Annotated in this window: 13 protein-coding genes; 5 read left to right on the forward strand and 8 right to left on the reverse strand. The window is 74.3% G+C overall.

Annotation, left to right across the window (positions count from 1 at the left end):
• Positions 1-21 precede the first annotated feature (21 nt).
• Together AC6EI4_RS01710 and aat are read right to left on the reverse strand one after the other, a co-directional pair.
• Entirely contained in the window at positions 22-456 is a 435-nt protein-coding gene (locus tag AC6EI4_RS01710) for a hypothetical protein (RefSeq protein ID WP_498420289.1), read from the reverse strand.
• A gap of 84 nt (positions 457-540) precedes the next feature.
• Positions 541-1,233 (reverse strand): leucyl/phenylalanyl-tRNA--protein transferase, encoded by a 693-nt coding sequence (aat, locus tag AC6EI4_RS01715; RefSeq protein ID WP_498450373.1) that lies wholly within the window; start codon positions 1,231-1,233, stop codon positions 541-543.
• Positions 1,234-1,309: 76 nt separating this feature from the next.
• Between aat and AC6EI4_RS01720 the strand changes: the two genes are divergently transcribed.
• Positions 1,310-1,990 (forward strand): hypothetical protein, encoded by a 681-nt coding sequence (locus tag AC6EI4_RS01720; RefSeq protein WP_498420285.1) that lies wholly within the window; start codon positions 1,310-1,312, stop codon positions 1,988-1,990.
• Here the strand turns inward: AC6EI4_RS01720 and AC6EI4_RS01725 are convergent.
• Genes AC6EI4_RS01725 through AC6EI4_RS01750 form a run of 6 tightly spaced genes read right to left on the reverse strand, consistent with a single transcriptional unit; the run spans position 1,951 to position 10,061 of the window.
• On the reverse strand, positions 1,951-3,168 hold the full coding sequence (locus AC6EI4_RS01725) for a hypothetical protein (RefSeq protein ID WP_498450374.1): 1,218 nt from the start codon (positions 3,166-3,168) through the stop codon (positions 1,951-1,953). The genes AC6EI4_RS01720 and AC6EI4_RS01725 overlap by 40 nt on opposite strands.
• Positions 3,165-4,433, reverse strand: coding sequence for a hypothetical protein (locus tag AC6EI4_RS01730; protein ID WP_498450375.1), 1,269 nt, complete (start codon positions 4,431-4,433; stop codon positions 3,165-3,167). Before AC6EI4_RS01730 ends, AC6EI4_RS01725 begins: the two co-directional genes overlap by 4 nt.
• The gene (locus AC6EI4_RS01735; RefSeq protein ID WP_498450376.1) at positions 4,430-5,524 is read right to left on the reverse strand and encodes a hypothetical protein; all 1,095 of its coding nucleotides are present in this window, start codon (positions 5,522-5,524) and stop codon (positions 4,430-4,432) included. Before AC6EI4_RS01735 ends, AC6EI4_RS01730 begins: the two co-directional genes overlap by 4 nt.
• A gap of 24 nt (positions 5,525-5,548) precedes the next feature.
• Positions 5,549-6,487 (reverse strand): hydroxymethylglutaryl-CoA lyase, encoded by a 939-nt coding sequence (locus AC6EI4_RS01740; protein ID WP_498450377.1) that lies wholly within the window; start codon positions 6,485-6,487, stop codon positions 5,549-5,551.
• 38 nt (positions 6,488-6,525) lie between these two features.
• On the reverse strand, positions 6,526-8,469 hold the full coding sequence (locus tag AC6EI4_RS01745) for an acetyl/propionyl/methylcrotonyl-CoA carboxylase subunit alpha (protein WP_498450378.1): 1,944 nt from the start codon (positions 8,467-8,469) through the stop codon (positions 6,526-6,528).
• 5 nt (positions 8,470-8,474) lie between these two features.
• Positions 8,475-10,061 carry a carboxyl transferase domain-containing protein gene (locus tag AC6EI4_RS01750; protein WP_498450379.1) on the reverse strand — a complete coding sequence of 529 codons (1,587 nt, stop codon included), beginning with the start codon at positions 10,059-10,061 and terminating at the stop codon, positions 8,475-8,477.
• Positions 10,062-10,173: 112 nt separating this feature from the next.
• Between AC6EI4_RS01750 and AC6EI4_RS01755 the strand changes: the two genes are divergently transcribed.
• The 4 genes from AC6EI4_RS01755 to AC6EI4_RS01770 all read left to right on the forward strand — a co-directional run bounded on the left by AC6EI4_RS01755 (position 10,174) and on the right by AC6EI4_RS01770 (position 15,461).
• On the forward strand, positions 10,174-11,337 hold the full coding sequence (locus tag AC6EI4_RS01755; protein WP_498450380.1) for a YihY/virulence factor BrkB family protein: 1,164 nt from the start codon (positions 10,174-10,176) through the stop codon (positions 11,335-11,337).
• Positions 11,324-11,920 (forward strand): SACE_7040 family transcriptional regulator, encoded by a 597-nt coding sequence (locus AC6EI4_RS01760; RefSeq protein ID WP_498420271.1) that lies wholly within the window; start codon positions 11,324-11,326, stop codon positions 11,918-11,920. Before AC6EI4_RS01755 ends, AC6EI4_RS01760 begins: the two co-directional genes overlap by 14 nt.
• Before the next feature lie 131 nt (positions 11,921-12,051).
• Entirely contained in the window at positions 12,052-13,716 is a 1,665-nt protein-coding gene (locus tag AC6EI4_RS01765) for an ABC transporter ATP-binding protein (RefSeq protein ID WP_498450381.1), read from the forward strand.
• Positions 13,713-15,461, forward strand: a complete 1,749-nt coding sequence (locus tag AC6EI4_RS01770; protein ID WP_498450382.1) for an ABC transporter ATP-binding protein — start codon at positions 13,713-13,715, stop codon at positions 15,459-15,461. Before AC6EI4_RS01765 ends, AC6EI4_RS01770 begins: the two co-directional genes overlap by 4 nt.
• The last annotated feature ends 3 nt before the right edge of the window (positions 15,462-15,464 follow it).

A 15,464-nucleotide genomic window follows, 5' to 3' on the forward strand; every position in this document is an offset into this window, starting at 1 on the left:
GGCCTGCTCAGCGCTGCGGGGTCACTCCGACTCGGGGGCGCTCGGTGCACCGTCGGGCATGAGCTCCTCCATGGACTTCTCGATCTCGTCCTTGCAGGTGGTGCTGACGTACTCGCCGAACGCGTCGAACTTCTTCTCCTCCGACTCGCTCATGTCGGGGTCCTCGATGTCGGCGGCCTTCGCGTCCTCGTCGACGTCCTTGGCCCACTTGACGAGCAGCTCGAAGCCCTCGCGCTCCTCGTCGGAGATGCTCTTCGGGGTGCCCGTCTCCTCGAGGTCCTCGGCCCAGTCCTTCAGGTCGCCGCCGGTGGTGTCCTCGCCGCCCATCGTCGAGGCCTCGATGTAGGCGTTGCAGAAGTCCCCCTCCGAGGCGTCTGTCGGGGCGCCGTCGCTGCCGCAGCCGGCGAGCGCGCCGCCCATCAGGATCAGGCCTGCGGCCAGGGATACGTGCTTCATGTGCTCTCCTGTCGTGGGTGATGTCTCGGGGCGGGACCCTGCCCAATCCACCCGCTGTTCATGCCTGCGGGCCGGATCGGCGGTTCAGCGGTCCAGCGCCCGTGGCAACGGTACGGCCAGGGCCTGACCCAGCCGCCGCAGGTAATGGGCCCGATCCACCTCGACGACGCCGAGGGAGGCCAGGTGCGGCGTGCTCCACTGCACGTCGAGCAGGCGCCGCTCGGCGTGCTCGTCGGTGAGCAGGTCGACCAGCCCGACCAGGGCGACCTTCGAGGCGTCCCGGGCCCGGTGGAACATCGACTCTCCGGCGAACAGGCCCCCGATCGCCAGCCCGTAGAGCCCGCCGAGGAGCTCTCCGCCGCGCCAGGCCTCGACCGAGTGCGCCCACCCCAGCTCGTGCAGGCCTACGTACGCCGCGCGAACGTCGGCGTCGATCCACCCGCCCGGCCGGCGCGGGTCGCCACAGGCGTCGACCACCTCGGCGAACGCGGTGTCCACCCGGATCTCGTAGTCGCGCACGGCGCGGCGCAGGGAGCGCGAGACGACCAGCCCGTCCAGCGGCAGCACGCCTCGGCGTACCGGGCAGAACCAGTGCGGCGGCTCGTTCGCCATCCCCGAGGGCATCGGGAAGAGGCCGCGCCGGTAGGCGGCCAGGATCGTGCCGGGGGCCAGGTCCGCCCCGATCGCCACCAGGTCGTCCTCGGCCAGCTCCCCGCGCTCGTCGAAGCGGGCGGGGTCGCCGAAGTCCCAGACGGTGGGCGGCGGCTCGACGGGCACGATGCTCACCGTAGCGACACACCGCCCCGGGAGCGTCCGAGCCCCGGCACCATCGTCGGCTCCGTAGGATCGCTGCATGAGCGTCAAGCAGAACGTGAGCCGGGTCCTGCTGCCGAAGGCCGCCCAGCTGGCCCCCGGCCTCAGCAGCAGCTTCGTGCGTGAGGCGCTGCACCGCGCGATCCGAGGCGTCGGTCCCCTGCCTCCGGCCGCCGAGGCCGCCGACAAGCACCTCGCCGACCACGACGGCGACCACAAGCGCGCGATCCGCGAGCTGATCGACAACCACGTCCGCTACGCCGGCGCGCAGGGGTTCGTGACCAACCTGGGCGGCCTGGTCACCGCGGCGGTGACCATCCCGGTCAACGTCACCGGCCTGGCGCTGGTGCAGAGCCGGATGATCGCGGGCATCGCCCACCTGCGCGGCTACGAGCTGGAGGACCCGCGGGTGCGCAACGCGCTGCTGGTGTCCCTGCTCGGCGAGGAGGAGATCGAGAAGCTGCTCAAGAAGCGCAAGATCCCCGCCCCGCCGATGGCGCTGGCCACGGCGCCGGCCCACGACCCGGCGCTGGACCGGATCGTCTCCGCCGAGGTGGCCGCGGCGATGCTGGCCAAGGTGGCCGGCAAGCAGATGGTGACCACCGTGGGCCGGCGGGTGCCGGTCGTCGGCGGCCTGGTGGGCGCCGGCAGCGACGGCTGGTCCACCTGGCGGATCGGCCGCTACGTCGACAAGGAGCTCCTGCCCCGCGCGCGGCGGTAGACCCGCATCACCCGGGCGCCGGCGCTGGAGGAGTCCAGCCGGCGCACGATCTTCTCGCGCAGCCGGTACGTCGGGCGCAGGTAGGCGCGCTCCAGGGCCTGCCGCGCGTCGGCCAGCTCCGCGGCGAGGTGCGCCTCGCTGTGCCGCAGCCGGGTGTTCTCCATCAGCAGCGCGCGGGTGGCGTCGACCGCGGCCGCGGCGACCAGGCGCTCACGCGGCCGGTCCGGGTCGGCGTACTCGAGTGCGGGCGGGCCGCCGCGCAGGTCCTCGAGGTCGCCGACCACGTCGTACCCACGCTCGGCGATCGCCTCGATCCACCGCCCGGCCACCTCCTGGGCCCAGGGATGCACCTGCGGCGGGAGCGCCAGGCGCGGTGACTCGGTGCGCCGCGACAGCGTCTGGTGGGCCAGCAGCTCGCGCACCAGCGGCCGGTAGTCAGCGGGCTCCAGCACGTTGTTGACGGCCAGGTTGAGCCGGCGGATGAACGTCGTCTCGGGCACCCCCAGGGACGGGTTGACCCGCTCGGCCTCCAGGTCGAGGTCGAGGCCGTCGAGACCGAAGACCCTGCTGAACCGTTGCCACAGCAGATCGCGCGGGGCACCGGGGGCCGGCACCGTGACGAGGTGGACCCGCTCGGGGGGCAGCGCGTGGCCCCAGCGGTGCAGGATGTCGGGGATCTCCTGGGCCGCCCAGAACCAGCTCGCGATCCGGCCCGGGCGCTCGGGGTCGCGGATCATCTCCAGGAACCGCGCATAGGTGACGGTGCTGCGGTGCTTGACGTTCTCCTGCCACTCGGCCGGGATCTGGCGGACCAGGTCACGCACCGAGAGCACCAGGTGCACCTCGGCCCCCGCTCCGTGGCCCAGCGACTCCAGCGCCCGGTCCGCCTCCTGGCGGGAGGCGGTGGCCAGGATCTCGTGGCTGATGATCGCGGTGCCGTCGAAGTCGGCCACCTCGCCGGCCAGCTTGTCCCAGGCGCCGACCGCGTCGGTCTCCAGCCCGCCCCACGGCAGCCGCATCAGGTCGAGCGCGGCCAGGAACTGGGCGTCGAAGCGCTCGGCGGGATAGAGGATCCCCTGCTCGCGCAGCACCTCGCGGTTGCGGAACAGGACGTCCTGGAAGTACGACGTACCGGTCTTGGGCGTGCCGACATGCACCAGCACCCGCTTGCTCGTCACGCCTTGTTCCTCGTCTCTCGTCGTCCCCGTTGCTGGATGGGTCCCCTGGCGCCGTCGAGCAGCATCCGCACCGCCAGGGCGAGGGCCGCCGCGTCGAGCGACGCGGGGCTCGCGGGCGCGTCGGCGGAGGACTCGGCGGGCAGCAGCGCCTCGAGCCGGCCGTGCACAGGGTACTGAGCCGCGGCGAGCGCCCGGCACTGGTCGGCGGCCTGGAGCCGCAGCCACGCGCGCTGCTCGGCGGGGACCACCGGCGGCAGCGACCAGCCGCGCACCGAGGCGTCGGAGCCGTGCCCGCCCGGCGCGACGGCCGAGCGGGCGACGGCGGCGATCGCGTCGTCGAGCACCGCGCGGATCAACGTCGTACGCCGCGGCGCGGGCACCATCAGCCCGAGCACGCGCGAGACCCGGCGGGTCACCTCGAGGGCGACGCTCGGAGCCGGTGCCGGAGCGACCGGCGGGCGGCGTGCCGGCACCAGGTGGGCGAGGGCGCCCGGGTCCATCACCACCTGCACCTCGCGTCGGCGCTGCGCCCACACCGCGGCCTGGGCGGCGAGGTCGGCGCGCGGCGGCAGCTGGTCACGGGCGTGCCAGCTCGCGCAGAAGTCCCGCCAGGAGGCGGTGCCGCCGTCGAGGATCCGGACGGTCCACACCGCGCCCATCAGGTGCTCGAGGTCTCCGCCCAGCACCAGCACGTCGCCGCGACCGGGCGCACAGCGCTCGGCCGCGAAGCCGGCGCGCAGCGCACGCGCCAGCACCGGGTCGCCGACCAGGCGGGGGTGGCGTCGCCAGGGCAGCGGCCGTGGCCGCGCGGAGGCGCGGGGTCGCCACCGCGCGCGGCCCGGCTCGTCGGGGGCGGCGACCGCGTCGTCGGCCAGCAGCCCGACCGCCGGGCGCAGCAGCTCGCGGGGAGCCAGTGCCGCGGGGTCGACCGCCGGCGCGCCGAACGGCTCTCCGGCCAGGGTGCCGGCCAGCGGCAGGTCGAGCGCCCCCCGGCCGGGCGGGCTGGACGCCAGCACCCGCTCGACCAGCGCCGGCTCGACGGCCGCACCCGCGGCAAGGTTGATCCGGCGCAGCAGCTCCAGCTGCTGGGCGCCGGGCAGCGGCCCGTCGCTCGGCGCGCCGGGCCCCGCGGATCCCGCTGCGCGCGCGCTGCCCGCGGCGGCCTCCGGGTGCCACGCGAGCCAGGGGGTGGTCCCGCCGGTGCGCAGGTGGTCGACCCACGCCCAGGCGCGGGCGCGAGCGTCGCCGGGGACCGCGCCGCTCACGTGTTCCGCAGCCTGTTGACGTGGGAGCGGATCCGCTGCCCGAGGGCCCGCTCGGGATCGGGCCGGCTGGCGGCCTCGCGGGTCATCGCCTCCAGGGCGTCGAGCGCCGCCTCGAGCTGGGGCCGGGCGCCCACCCGGTCGGGGTTGTGCCAGACCTCGTCCTCGGCCGGCCGCACCGGCCGCAGGTCCTCCACGTCACCGACGACGTCGACGCCGCTGCCCTCGATCCACTCGATCCAACGCTCCGCCTGCGCCTCGGCCCAGTCGAAGCGTCGCGGGGAGAGCCGGACCGGGGTGGAGCGGCGATGGGCGAGGCGCTCGTGGGCCAGCAGGTCGCGGACCAGGACGTCGTAGCGCTCCTCGCGACGTACCTCCCGCCCCATCCGGCGGTTGAGCCGGCGGATCAGCTGGGTCTCGGCGATGCCCAGGGAGCGGTTGGTGCGCTCGCTGTCCAGCGGCGCCCAGGCGGGGTCGATGCCGAACACCCGACAGAAGCGCAGCCACAGCTCGTCGCCCGGCCCGGACGCGCTCGCCTGGGGCACGGTGACCACGTGGATCTGATCGGGCGACAGGTTCGCCCCCCAGGTGGTCAGCACGCTGGGCAGGTCGAAGGCGGCGCGGAACCAGGGGCCGCCGCGCTCGACGCCGTCGAGGAAGCGGCTGAAGCTCCACTTGCGGCCCTGCTTGATGCTCTCCTGCCAGGCCGCCGGGAGCTGGCGGCCGAGGTCGCGGGCGCTGTACACGATGTGGATCTCGCTGCCGGCCAGGTCGTTCATCACCCGGGCGACCTTCTCGGCCGGGGCCGGCGCCAGGATCTCGTGGCTGATGATCACGGTGCCGTGGGCGCGGCGGACCCGGCGCACCATCGTCTCCCAGCTGCCGGCCGCGTGCCCGGGGGCTCCGCCCCAGTCCTGCTCGAGCAGATCGAGGGCGGCGCGGAAGTGGAAGAGGTCGGCGTCCAGCAGCCGCGACTTCGACGGCAGCACCACGCCGTGCTCGGCCAGGGTGGCCGCGTTGCGCATCAGCCGGTCCTGCAGGTAGGTGGTGCCGGTCTTGGGCGCCCCGATGTGGAGGTAGACGCGACGGCTCATGTGGTCGATTCTGCCGTACGCCGTTCAGCCCTCACCCAGCGCACGGACCACCGCCGACGGGCTGGGGCGACGCAGCCGCCCGGCCATCCAGGTGCTGGTCGCGGCCAGCGCCTCGAGGTCGACGCCGGTGTCGATGCCGAGCCCGCGCAGCATCCACACCAGGTCCTCGGTGGCGAGGTTCCCGGTGGCGCTCTTGGCGTAGGGGCAGCCCCCGAGTCCGCCGGCGGAGCTGTCGAAGGTGGTGATGCCGACGCCCAGCGCGGCGTACGCGTTGGCGAGGGCCTGGCCGTAGGTGTCGTGGAAGTGCATGGCCAGCTGGTCGGGGCGCATCCCGGCAGCGGTGAAGGCGTCCACCAGCGCGGTGACGTGGCCGGGGGTGCCGACGCCGGTGGTGTCGCCGAGGCTGAGCTGGTCGGCGCCGAGGTCGAACAGGCGCCTGCCCACGGAGACGACCTGCTCGATCGGGACGTGACCCTCCCACGGGTCCCCGAAGCACATCGAGACGTAGGCCCGGACCCGGACCCCAGCGTCGCGGGCGCGGCGCACCGTCGGCTCGAACATCGTGAACTGCTCGTCGAGGCTGCGGTTGAGGTTGCGCTGGGCGAAGGTCTCGGTCGCGGAGCCGAAGATCGCGATGTGGCGCAGCCCGAGGTCGAGGGCGCGGTCGAGCCCGCGCTCGTTGGGCACCAGCACCGGCAGGTCGCGCGCGTAGTCGCCGTGCTGGTCGACCAGCAGCGTCATCAGCTCGGCGGCGTCGGCCAGCTGCGGCACCCACTTCGGATGCACGAAGCTGGTCGCCTCCACCACCGGCAGCCCGGCGGTGAGCAGGCGGCCGACCAGCTCCGCCTTCACCTCGAGCGGGACTCGGGTCGCCTCGTTCTGCAGGCCGTCGCGGGCGCCGACCTCGTAGATCGTCACCTGCTCGGGCAGGCCGGGAGTGGGGACCTGCTGGGGACTGCGCACGGCGCGCTCCTCTCCTGCTCGGACGACTGGGCCCGACGCTACTCGGACTCGGCGGAGACGGTGGGCTCAGCGGCGGTGGGCTCAGCGGCGGTGGGCTCGACCACGAGCAGCCGGGCGCCCAGCGCGACCTGGGCGCCGGCCACGGCGTCCACGACGGTGACCGTGCCGGCGAACGGCGCCCGCAGGGTGAGCTCCATCTTCATCGCCTCCATGGTGGCCAGCACGTCGCCGTGCGCGACCGGGTCGCCCGCGGCGACCGGGAGCGTGAGCACCGTGCCCGGCATCGGCGCGAGCACGGTCCCGTCGCCGAGGTCCGCCGCGTGGTCCAGGAACGGGTCGGGGCGGGTGAACACGTGTCGCTGGCCGCGGTGCACCACCTCCACCGCGTGCGCGGTCACGTCGACCACCGCCTGCTCGCGTCGGCCGTCGATCGCGAGCACCACGACGTGGCGCTGCGCGCTGAGCTCGCGCACGGCCCGCTCCGTCTGGTCCCGGACGATCCCGGCGGCGCGGTCGACGGTGACCGGGCGGTCCAGCTCGATGCACTGGGCGGCGGGCGGCGCCCCGAGCCGGAACCCGTCCGCGCGGAACGGGTCCCCGGCCCCCAGCCCGCCGGGCAGGAGGCCCTCGGCGACCAGCATCGCCTGGGTCCAGGCGGCGAAGACCCGGGCCAGGTCCGCGGCGGGCGGCTCGAGCCGCGCGGTGTCCAGCCAGGCGGTCTCGACGGCACCGGCGCGGAACTCCTCGCCGGCCACCAGCGCGCGCAGGAACCCGACATTGGTGGTGAGACCGAGGATCGCGGTGTCGTCGAGGGCGGCCAGCAGCGTGCGCCGCGCGCTCTCCCGGTCGGCCCCGTGCACGACGACCTTGCCGAGCATCGGGTCGTACGACGTGCTGACCACCTGGCCGCTCTCCAGGGCGTGGTCGACGCGCGCCCCCTGCGGCCAGCGCACCAGCGTCGCGGTGCCGGCCTGCGGCAGGAAGCCGCCGAAGGAGTCCTCGGCGTAGATGCGCACCTCGATCGCGTGCCCGGTGATGGCGAGGTCCTCCTGGCGCAGCGAGAGCCGCTCCCCGGCCGCGACGCGGAGCTGGTGCTCGACCAGGTCGAGGTCGCCGCAGATCGCCTCGGTGACCGGGTGCTCGACCTGCAGGCGGGTGTTCATCTCCAGGAAGTAGGCCTCACCGGTGTCGGCGTCGACGAGGAACTCCACGGTGCCGGCCCCCTCGTAGCCGACGTGGCGGGCCAGCGCGACCGCGGCGTCGGTGAGCCGCTCGCGCAGGGCCGGGTCCAGGCCGGGAGCAGGGGCCTCCTCGATCACCTTCTGGTGGCGTCGCTGGGTCGAGCAGTCGCGCTCGAAGAGGTGCACGACGTTGCCGTGCGCGTCGCCCAGCACCTGCACCTCGACGTGGCGGCCGTGCTCGACGTACTTCTCGACGAGCATGGTGTCGTCGCCGAACGACGACAGCGCCTCGCGCTTCGCGGCGGCCAGCGCCGCGTCGTACTCGCTCGCGTCGCGGACGATGCGCATGCCCTTGCCGCCGCCGCCGGCCGCGGCCTTGACGAGGACGGGGAACCCGGCGTCCTCGCCGCGGGGCACCACCGGCACCCCCGCCGCCACGGCGATCTCGCGGGCGGCGTCCTTGCGGCCCATCTGCTCCATCACCACCGAGGAGGGCCCGACCAGCTTGATCCCGGCCCCCTCGAGGGCGCGGGCGAACTCGGCGCGCTCGGAGAGGAAGCCGTAGCCGGGGTGGACCGCGTCGGCCCCCGACGCCTGCGCGGCGGCGAGCACGGCGTCGATGTCCAGATAGCTCGACACGCGCAGCGCCTCGTCGGCCTCGCGCACGTGCAGGGCGTGCGCGTCGAGGTCGGTGAAGATCGCCACGCTGCGGATGCCGAGGCGCCGGCAGGTGCGGATCACCCGTCGGGCGATCTCGCCGCGGTTGGCGACCAGGACGGTGTGCAGATCGAGGGCCAGCATGCTCATCACATCCGGAAGACGCCGTAGGAGGGGTCGGGCAGCGGCGCGTGCGCGGCCGCGGCCAGGCCCATGCCGAGCACCCGGCGGGTGTCGGCGGGGTCGATGACGCCGTCGTCCCAGAGCCGGGCGGTGGAGTAGTAGGGCGAGCCCTGGTGCTCGTACTGCTCGCGGATCGGGGCCTTGAACGCCTCCTCCTCCTCGGCCGACCACTCGGCGCCGCGGGCCTCGAGGCCGTCGCGGCGCACGGTGGCCAGCACCGAGGCGGCCTGCTCGCCGCCCATCACCGAGATCCGCGCGTTGGGCCACATCCACAGGAAGCGGGGGTCGTAGGCGCGCCCGCACATGCCGTAGTTGCCGGCGCCGTAGGAGCCGCCGATGACGACGGTGAACTTCGGCACCACCGAGCAGGCCACCGCGGTGACCAGCTTGGCGCCGTCGCGGGCGATGCCGCGGTTCTCGTACTCGCGCCCGACCATGAAGCCGGTGATGTTCTGCAGGAAGACCAGCGGGATGCCGCGCTGGTTGCACAGCTCGATGAAGTGGGCGCCCTTGAGCGACGACTCGCTGAACAGGATGCCGTTGTTGGCCACGATGCCGACCGGGTAGCCGTGGATCCGGGCGAACCCGCAGACCAGGGTCTCGCCGTAGAGCCGCTTGAACTCGTGCATCCGGCTGCCGTCGACCAGGCGCCGGATCACCTCGCGCACGTCGTACGGCGTGCGCGGGTCGGTGGGCACCACGTCGTAGAGCGTGGCCGGGTCCTCCAGCGGCTCCTCGGAGGCGTGCCGCTCGAGGGTGGCCGGGCGCCGGCGCTCGAAGGTGTCCACGATGCTGCGCACGATGGCCAGGGCGTGCGCGTCGTCCTCGGCCAGGTGGTCCACGACGCCGGAGGTGCGGGCGTGGACGTCGCCGCCGCCCAGCTCCTCGGCGGTGACGACCTCGCCGGTGGCGGCCTTCACCAGCGGCGGGCCGCCGAGGAAGATCGTGCCCTGCTCCTTGACGATCACGGTCTCATCCGACATCGCCGGGACGTAGGCACCGCCGGCGGTGCACGAGCCCATCACCGCCGCGACCTGCGGGATGCCGCGCGCGGAGAGGTTGGCCTGGTTGAAGAAGATCCGGCCGAAGTGCTCCTTGTCGGGGAACACCTCGTCCTGCATCGGCAGGAAGGCGCCGCCGGAGTCGACCAGCGCGATGCACGGGAGGTGGTTCTGCGCGGCGACCTCCTGGGCGCGCAGGTGCTTCTTGACCGTGACCGGGTAGTAGGTGCCGCCCTTGACGGTGGCGTCGTTGGCGATCACCACGCACTCGCGGCCGCTGACCCGGCCGATGCCGGTGACGATGCCGGCGCTGGGCACGGTCTCGCCTGCCGCGACGCCGGCGTCGGAGCCCGCGCCGTACATGCCGGTGGCGGCGAGCGGGCTCAGCTCCAGGAACGGGCTGCCGGGGTCCAGCAGCCGGTCGACCCGGTCGCGCACCAGCAGCTTCCCGCGGCCGGCGTGCTTGGCGCGCGCGGACTCCGAGCCGCCCTGGCGCACCACCGCGAGCCGCTCGCGCAGCTCGGCGACGAGCTCCTTCATCTCGGCAGCCATCCGCCCACCTCCGGGTTAATGTTCGCTAACCAACGTCGGGATGCTACCGCCTGGTGGCTCGCCAGGCCATGGCTGGCGACGAAAGCCGCCGTGCGCGAGTAGCCTGCCTCACGTGGAGCCCGGGTTCGTCGCCGCCGTCGACCGGTGGCACCGCCGTCACCCGCGCACGTCGATCCCGTTGGCGGTGCTCTACAAGTTCCTCGACGACCAGGGCAACTACCTCGCCGCCGCGCTGACCTACTACGCGTTCATCGCGATCTTCCCGCTGATGCTGCTGGGCACCTCGATCCTGGGTCTGGTGCTCGAGGGCCGGCCCAGCCTCCAGGAGAGCCTGCTCGACACCGCGCTCAGCCAGTTCCCGATCATCGGCGATGAGCTCGGCCGCCCCGGTGGGCTGCAGGGCTCGACCGAGAGCATCGTGATCGGCGCGAGCGTCGCGCTGTACGGCGCGGTCGGCCTGGGCCAGGCGATCCAGAACACCCAGAACGCCGCCTGGGCGATCCCGCGCAACAGCCGGCCCAACCCGATCCTGGCGCGGGTGCGCAGCCTGGGGATCCTGCTGGTCGTCGGCGCCGGGCTGCTCGCGGTGAGCGTGGCGAGCGAGGTCGCGAACGCCACCGACGTCTTCGGCTCCGACCCCGACTGGTGGGCGGGCTGGGCGCTGCGGCTCATCAACGTCCTGCTCGTCGGCGGTGCCTTCACCGTGCTCTTCCGGCTCGCCGCGGCCCGCGGCCAGCAGCTTCTGCGCGCCGCCCCGGGCGCCTTCGCCGTCGCGATCATGTGGCAGGGCCTGCAGATCATCGGCGCGTACTACGTCTCCTCGGTCCTGGTCGGGACCTCCTCGATGACCCAGACGTTCGGCCTGGTGCTCGGCCTGATGGGGCTGATCTATCTCAGCTCGGTGGTCTCGGTGATCGGCATCGAGATCAACGTGGTGCTGGCCAAGCGGCTCTACCCGCGGGCGCTGCTCACGCCGTTCACCGACCGGGTGCGGCTCACCGAGGGCGACCGACGCGCCTACGCCGGGCTCGCCCAGGCACAGCGGTTGAAGGGCTTCGAGACGGTCAGCGTCACCTTCGCCGCCTCGCCGCTGGAGAAGGCGGACGAGGAGGACGACCCGGCTGCTCTCGAGGGGGACGATGGGGCCGATGCCGCCGCTCCGATCGGTCCTGGGGCTCAGTCCGCGCCGGGGGTTCCGGCCGCGCCGGCCGCGCCGGGGGGTCCGGGGGCGCCGGGAGTGTCCGAGGCGCGCGAGGGTCCCGATGCCCCCCGCTAGCGACGCATCGGCGCCGGTGAGCCGGCGCGAGCAGATCCTCGACACCGCCGCAGAGCTGTTCGCTGCCCGCGGCTTCCACGGTGTCTCGGTGGTCGACCTCGGCGCGGCCTGCGGGATCTCCGGACCTGCGCTGTACAAGCACTTCGCGTCCAAGGACGCGGTGCTCGCCGAGATGCTGGTCTCGATCAGCGAGGAGCTGCTCGCCGTGGGCCGGGACCGCGTCGCCGGGATGGCCGACGCCGACGCGGCGCTGAGCGCGCTGATCGAATGGCACGTGGACTTCGCGCTGCGCCACAAGCCGCTGATCGTCGTCCAGGACCGCGACTGGCAGTCGTTGCCCGAGGACGCCCGCGAGCGGGTCCGCACGCTGCAGCGCGACTACGTCGACCTGTGGGCCGCCCAGCTGCGCCGCCTGCACCCCGGGCTCGGCCTCGACCCGGCCCGCGCGATGGCGCACGCGGCGTTCGGTCTGATCAACTCCACGCCCCGCAGCGCCCTGCTCCCCGAGCCGACGATGCGCGACCTCCTCACCACGATGGCCCGCGCCGCGCTCGCCGTACCGCCCCGGCCACGCCCCATGTAACGCGGGGTTATGCCCACCACCACAGCGCTGTGACGCGGTGGCAGTGGGCATAACCCCGCGTTACAAGCAAGGGGGGTGGCGCGGAGGGGGTGTGGTGCGGGGGCGGGTTGGGGGATGGCTAGCCTCACTTCGTGGTGACGACCCCCTCCTCGTTGGTCTGGCGGATGCTGCGCCGCAACTGGCGACCGCTGAGCGTGTTCATGGCGCTGCTGGCGGCCTGGCAGCTGTGCGAGGCGCTGGTGCCGGTCGTGGTGGGGCTGCTGATCGATCGTGCCGTCGCCACCTCCGACGCCGAGGCCCTCGCCCTGTGGGGTTCGGTGCTGGTCGGGCTGTTCGTGGTGCTCAGCCTCTCCTGGCGGTACGGCGCGCGGCTGGGCGTCGGCGTGATGGAGCGCGAGACCCACCGGATGCGCGTCGAGACGGCCGGGCGGGCCCTCGACCCCCGCGGCACCAGCAGCCCCCTGCTCCCCGGGGAGACACTGTCGCTGGCCACCTCCGACGCGGAGGCGGTCGGCCAGCTGATCAACTCGCTCGGCTACACGCTGGCCAGCCTGATGGCGATCCTGGTCAGCGCCTGGGTGCTGATCGGCATCGACCTGCGACTCGGCCTGGTCGTGCTGATCGGGGTGCCGGTGGTGCTGGCGATCATCCAGCTGGTGACGCCGACGATCTCGCGTCGCAGCCACCACCAGCAGGAGACCGTCGCCCGGGCCACCGGCGTCGCGACCGACCTGGTCCGCGGCCTGCGCGTGCTCAAGGGGATCGGCGCCGAGGACGTGGCCGGGCGCCGCTACCGCAGCCACAGCGCGGCGGCCCGCGACGCGAGCATCCGCACCGCCGACGCCTACGGTGTGATGACCGGCCTCGCCACCGGGTTGAGCACGCTCTTCCTCGCCCTGGTCGCGCTGCTCGCCGGGCGGCTCGCGGTGGAGGGCGAGATCTCCATCGGCGAGCTGGTCGCCATCGTCGGTCTCACCCAGTTCCTCGCCGAGCCGATCAGCGCTCTCGGCGAGGTCGGCGCGCACGCCGGCCGGGCCCACGCCTCGGCGCGCCGGATCGTGGCCTACCTGAACAGCCCCCCGCTGCTGAGCGCCGGCGAGGCCACGCCCCCGCCCGGGGCGCCGCCGGGCCTGCGGCTGGGCGACATCGCCTCGGAGCCCGGCGAGCTGCTCGCGGTGGTCACCGACCCGGCCGACGCGGCGCGCACGATGCGCATCCTCTCCGGGGAGCTGCGCGAGGACGAGCACGACTGCGCCCACCTCGACGGCGTACCGCTCGGGGAGCTCAGCGTCGAGGCCCGCCGCAGCCGGCTGGTCGTCGCCCCGCACCACCCCGACCTGTTCGAGGGCACGCTGCGCAGCAACGTCGAGCCCCCCGGCGGCTGCGACGAGGCGACCGTGGACCGGGCCCTGGCCGCGTCGGCGGCCACCGACGTCGCCGCGCTGCGCGAGGAGGGCGTGGACCAGCCGGTCACCGCGCAGGGCTCGACTCTCTCCGGGGGCCAGCGCCAGCGCGTCGCCCTGGCCCGGGCGCTGGCCTGCGACGTCCCGGTGCTGGTGCTGCACGACCCCACCACGGCGGTCGACGCGGTCACCGAGCACCGGATCGCGGCGGGCATCCGCGCCCTGCGCCACGCTCCCGGGTCGCGGCACACCACCTGGCTGCTCACCACCAGCCCGGCCCTGCTCGCCCAGGCCGATCGCGTCGTCGTGCTGACCCAGGGGCGGGTCACCGCGAGCGGGACCCACGCCGAGCTCAGCGACGACCCCGACTACCGCGAGCTGGTGCTGCGATGACCCGCGACCTGCTGCCCATCGCGAGCCGCCAGGAGACCGTGCGGACCGCCTGGCGACTGATCGCGACGCGGCCCTGGCCGCTCCTGGCGGCCGTGGTCTCGTTCGCCGTGGCCGGGCTCAGCGGACTGGTCGCGCCCTGGGTGCTGGGCGGGCTGGTCGACGACATCCGCGCCGGTGCCGACTCCGCCGACGTCACCCGGGTGGCGCTGCTGATCGCCGGCTCGGCCCTGGTCGCGGCGCTCAGCAGCGGCCTGGCGGTCGCGGCCCTCGCCCGGGCCGGAGAGCCGGCGCTGGCCGACCTGCGCGAGGAGGTCCTCGACCGGGCCCTGCACCTGGACGCGGCCCGGGTGGAGAGCGCCGGTGTCGGCGACCTGCTCTCCCGCGTCGGCGACGACGTGCGGATGATCGCCGACGCCCTGGTCCGGGTGATCCCGACCCTGGTCACCGCCGTCGTCACCATCTCCTTCACCGCGCTCGGGCTGCTCGCCCTCGACTGGCGCCTGGGGCTGGTCGGCCTGCTCACGGTGCCGGCCTACGTCACCGCGCTGCGCTGGTACCTGCCGCGCTCGGGTCCCCGCTACCGCGACGAGCGGGTCGCCCAGGGCGAGCGCGCCGAGGTGCTGGTCAGCTCGATCGAGGGCTCGCCGACCGTGCGCGCCTACGCCCTCGAACACGAGCACAACGCACGCGTCGAGACCACCTCCCAGCGTGCGCTCGACATCGCCCTCGACGTGTTCACGCTGCTGACCCGCTTCTTCACCCGGATCAACTCCACCGAGCTGCTCGGCCTGGTCCTGGTCATCGGCGCGGGCTTCTGGCTGGTGCGCGAGGACCTGAGCACGGTCGGTGCGGTGACCGCGGCCGCGCTCTACTTCCACCGGCTGTTCAACCCGATCGGGGCGCTGCTGCTGCTCTTCGACGAGCTGCAGTCCACCGGCGCGTCGCTGGCCAGGCTGGCCGGCGTCGCCGCGCTGCCCGAGCCGACCCAGCCCGACGCCGAGCTGCCCGAGACCCCGGGCGCCCTGGTGCTGCGCGGGGTGGGCCACGAGTACGTCGCCGGCCGGCCGGTGCTGCACTGTGCGGACCTGCGCCTGGAGCCCGGACGACGCGTCGCCCTCGTCGGTGCGACCGGGGCCGGCAAGACCACGCTGGGCGCCGTGGCCGCGGGAGTGCTGCGTCCCACCCACGGCGAGGTGACGCTCGCCGGCGTCGACTACGAGGAACTGCCGGCCCACGCCGTACGGCGCCGGGTGGTGCTGGTCAGCCAGGACGTCCACGTCTTCTCCGGCACCGTCCGTGAGGCGGTCACCCTGGCCGCGGAGTCGGCGAGCGACGCCGAGGTGCTGGCCGCGCTCGAGGTGGCGCACGCGGGCGAATGGGTCGCGGCGCTGCCCGAGGGGCTGGACACGCTCATCGGCGACGGCGCCCATCGCGTCACCGCCGCCCAGGCCCAGCAGCTCGCGCTGGCCCGCGTCGTCCTGGCCGACCCGTGGGTCGTGGTCCTCGACGAGGCCACCGCGGAGGCCGGCTCCGCCGGCGCCCGCGAGCTGGAGGCCGCGGCGCTCGCGGTGACCCGCGGCCGCGCCTCCCTGGTGGTGGCCCACCGGCTCACCCAGGCGCGCACCGCCGACGAGATCCTGGTGCTGCACGACGGCGAGGTCGTCGAGCGCGGCACCCACGAGGAGCTGCTGGCCCGCCAGGGCAGGTACGGCGAGCTGTGGGCGGCGTGGTCGGCAGCGGACTGAGCC

It is taken from the genome of Nocardioides sp. Z43_10 (assembly GCF_059766615.1).

Bases quoted from the DNA above. Each gene is read 5' to 3' on its own strand.
- AC6EI4_RS01745 (WP_498450378.1), bottom strand. From the start codon at position 8,469: ATGCTGGCCCTCGATCTGCACACCGTCCTGGTCGCCAACCGCGGCGAG.
- AC6EI4_RS01710 (WP_498420289.1), bottom strand. From the start codon at position 456: ATGAAGCACGTATCCCTGGCCGCAGGCCTGATCCTGATGGGCGGCGCG.
- AC6EI4_RS01770 (WP_498450382.1), top strand. From the start codon at position 13,713: ATGACCCGCGACCTGCTGCCCATCGCGAGCCGCCAGGAGACCGTGCGG.
- AC6EI4_RS01735 (WP_498450376.1), bottom strand. From the start codon at position 5,524: ATGAGCCGTCGCGTCTACCTCCACATCGGGGCGCCCAAGACCGGCACC.
- AC6EI4_RS01720 (WP_498420285.1), top strand. From the start codon at position 1,310: ATGAGCGTCAAGCAGAACGTGAGCCGGGTCCTGCTGCCGAAGGCCGCC.
- AC6EI4_RS01760 (WP_498420271.1), top strand. From the start codon at position 11,324: ATGCCCCCCGCTAGCGACGCATCGGCGCCGGTGAGCCGGCGCGAGCAG.
- AC6EI4_RS01750 (WP_498450379.1), bottom strand. From the start codon at position 10,061: ATGGCTGCCGAGATGAAGGAGCTCGTCGCCGAGCTGCGCGAGCGGCTC.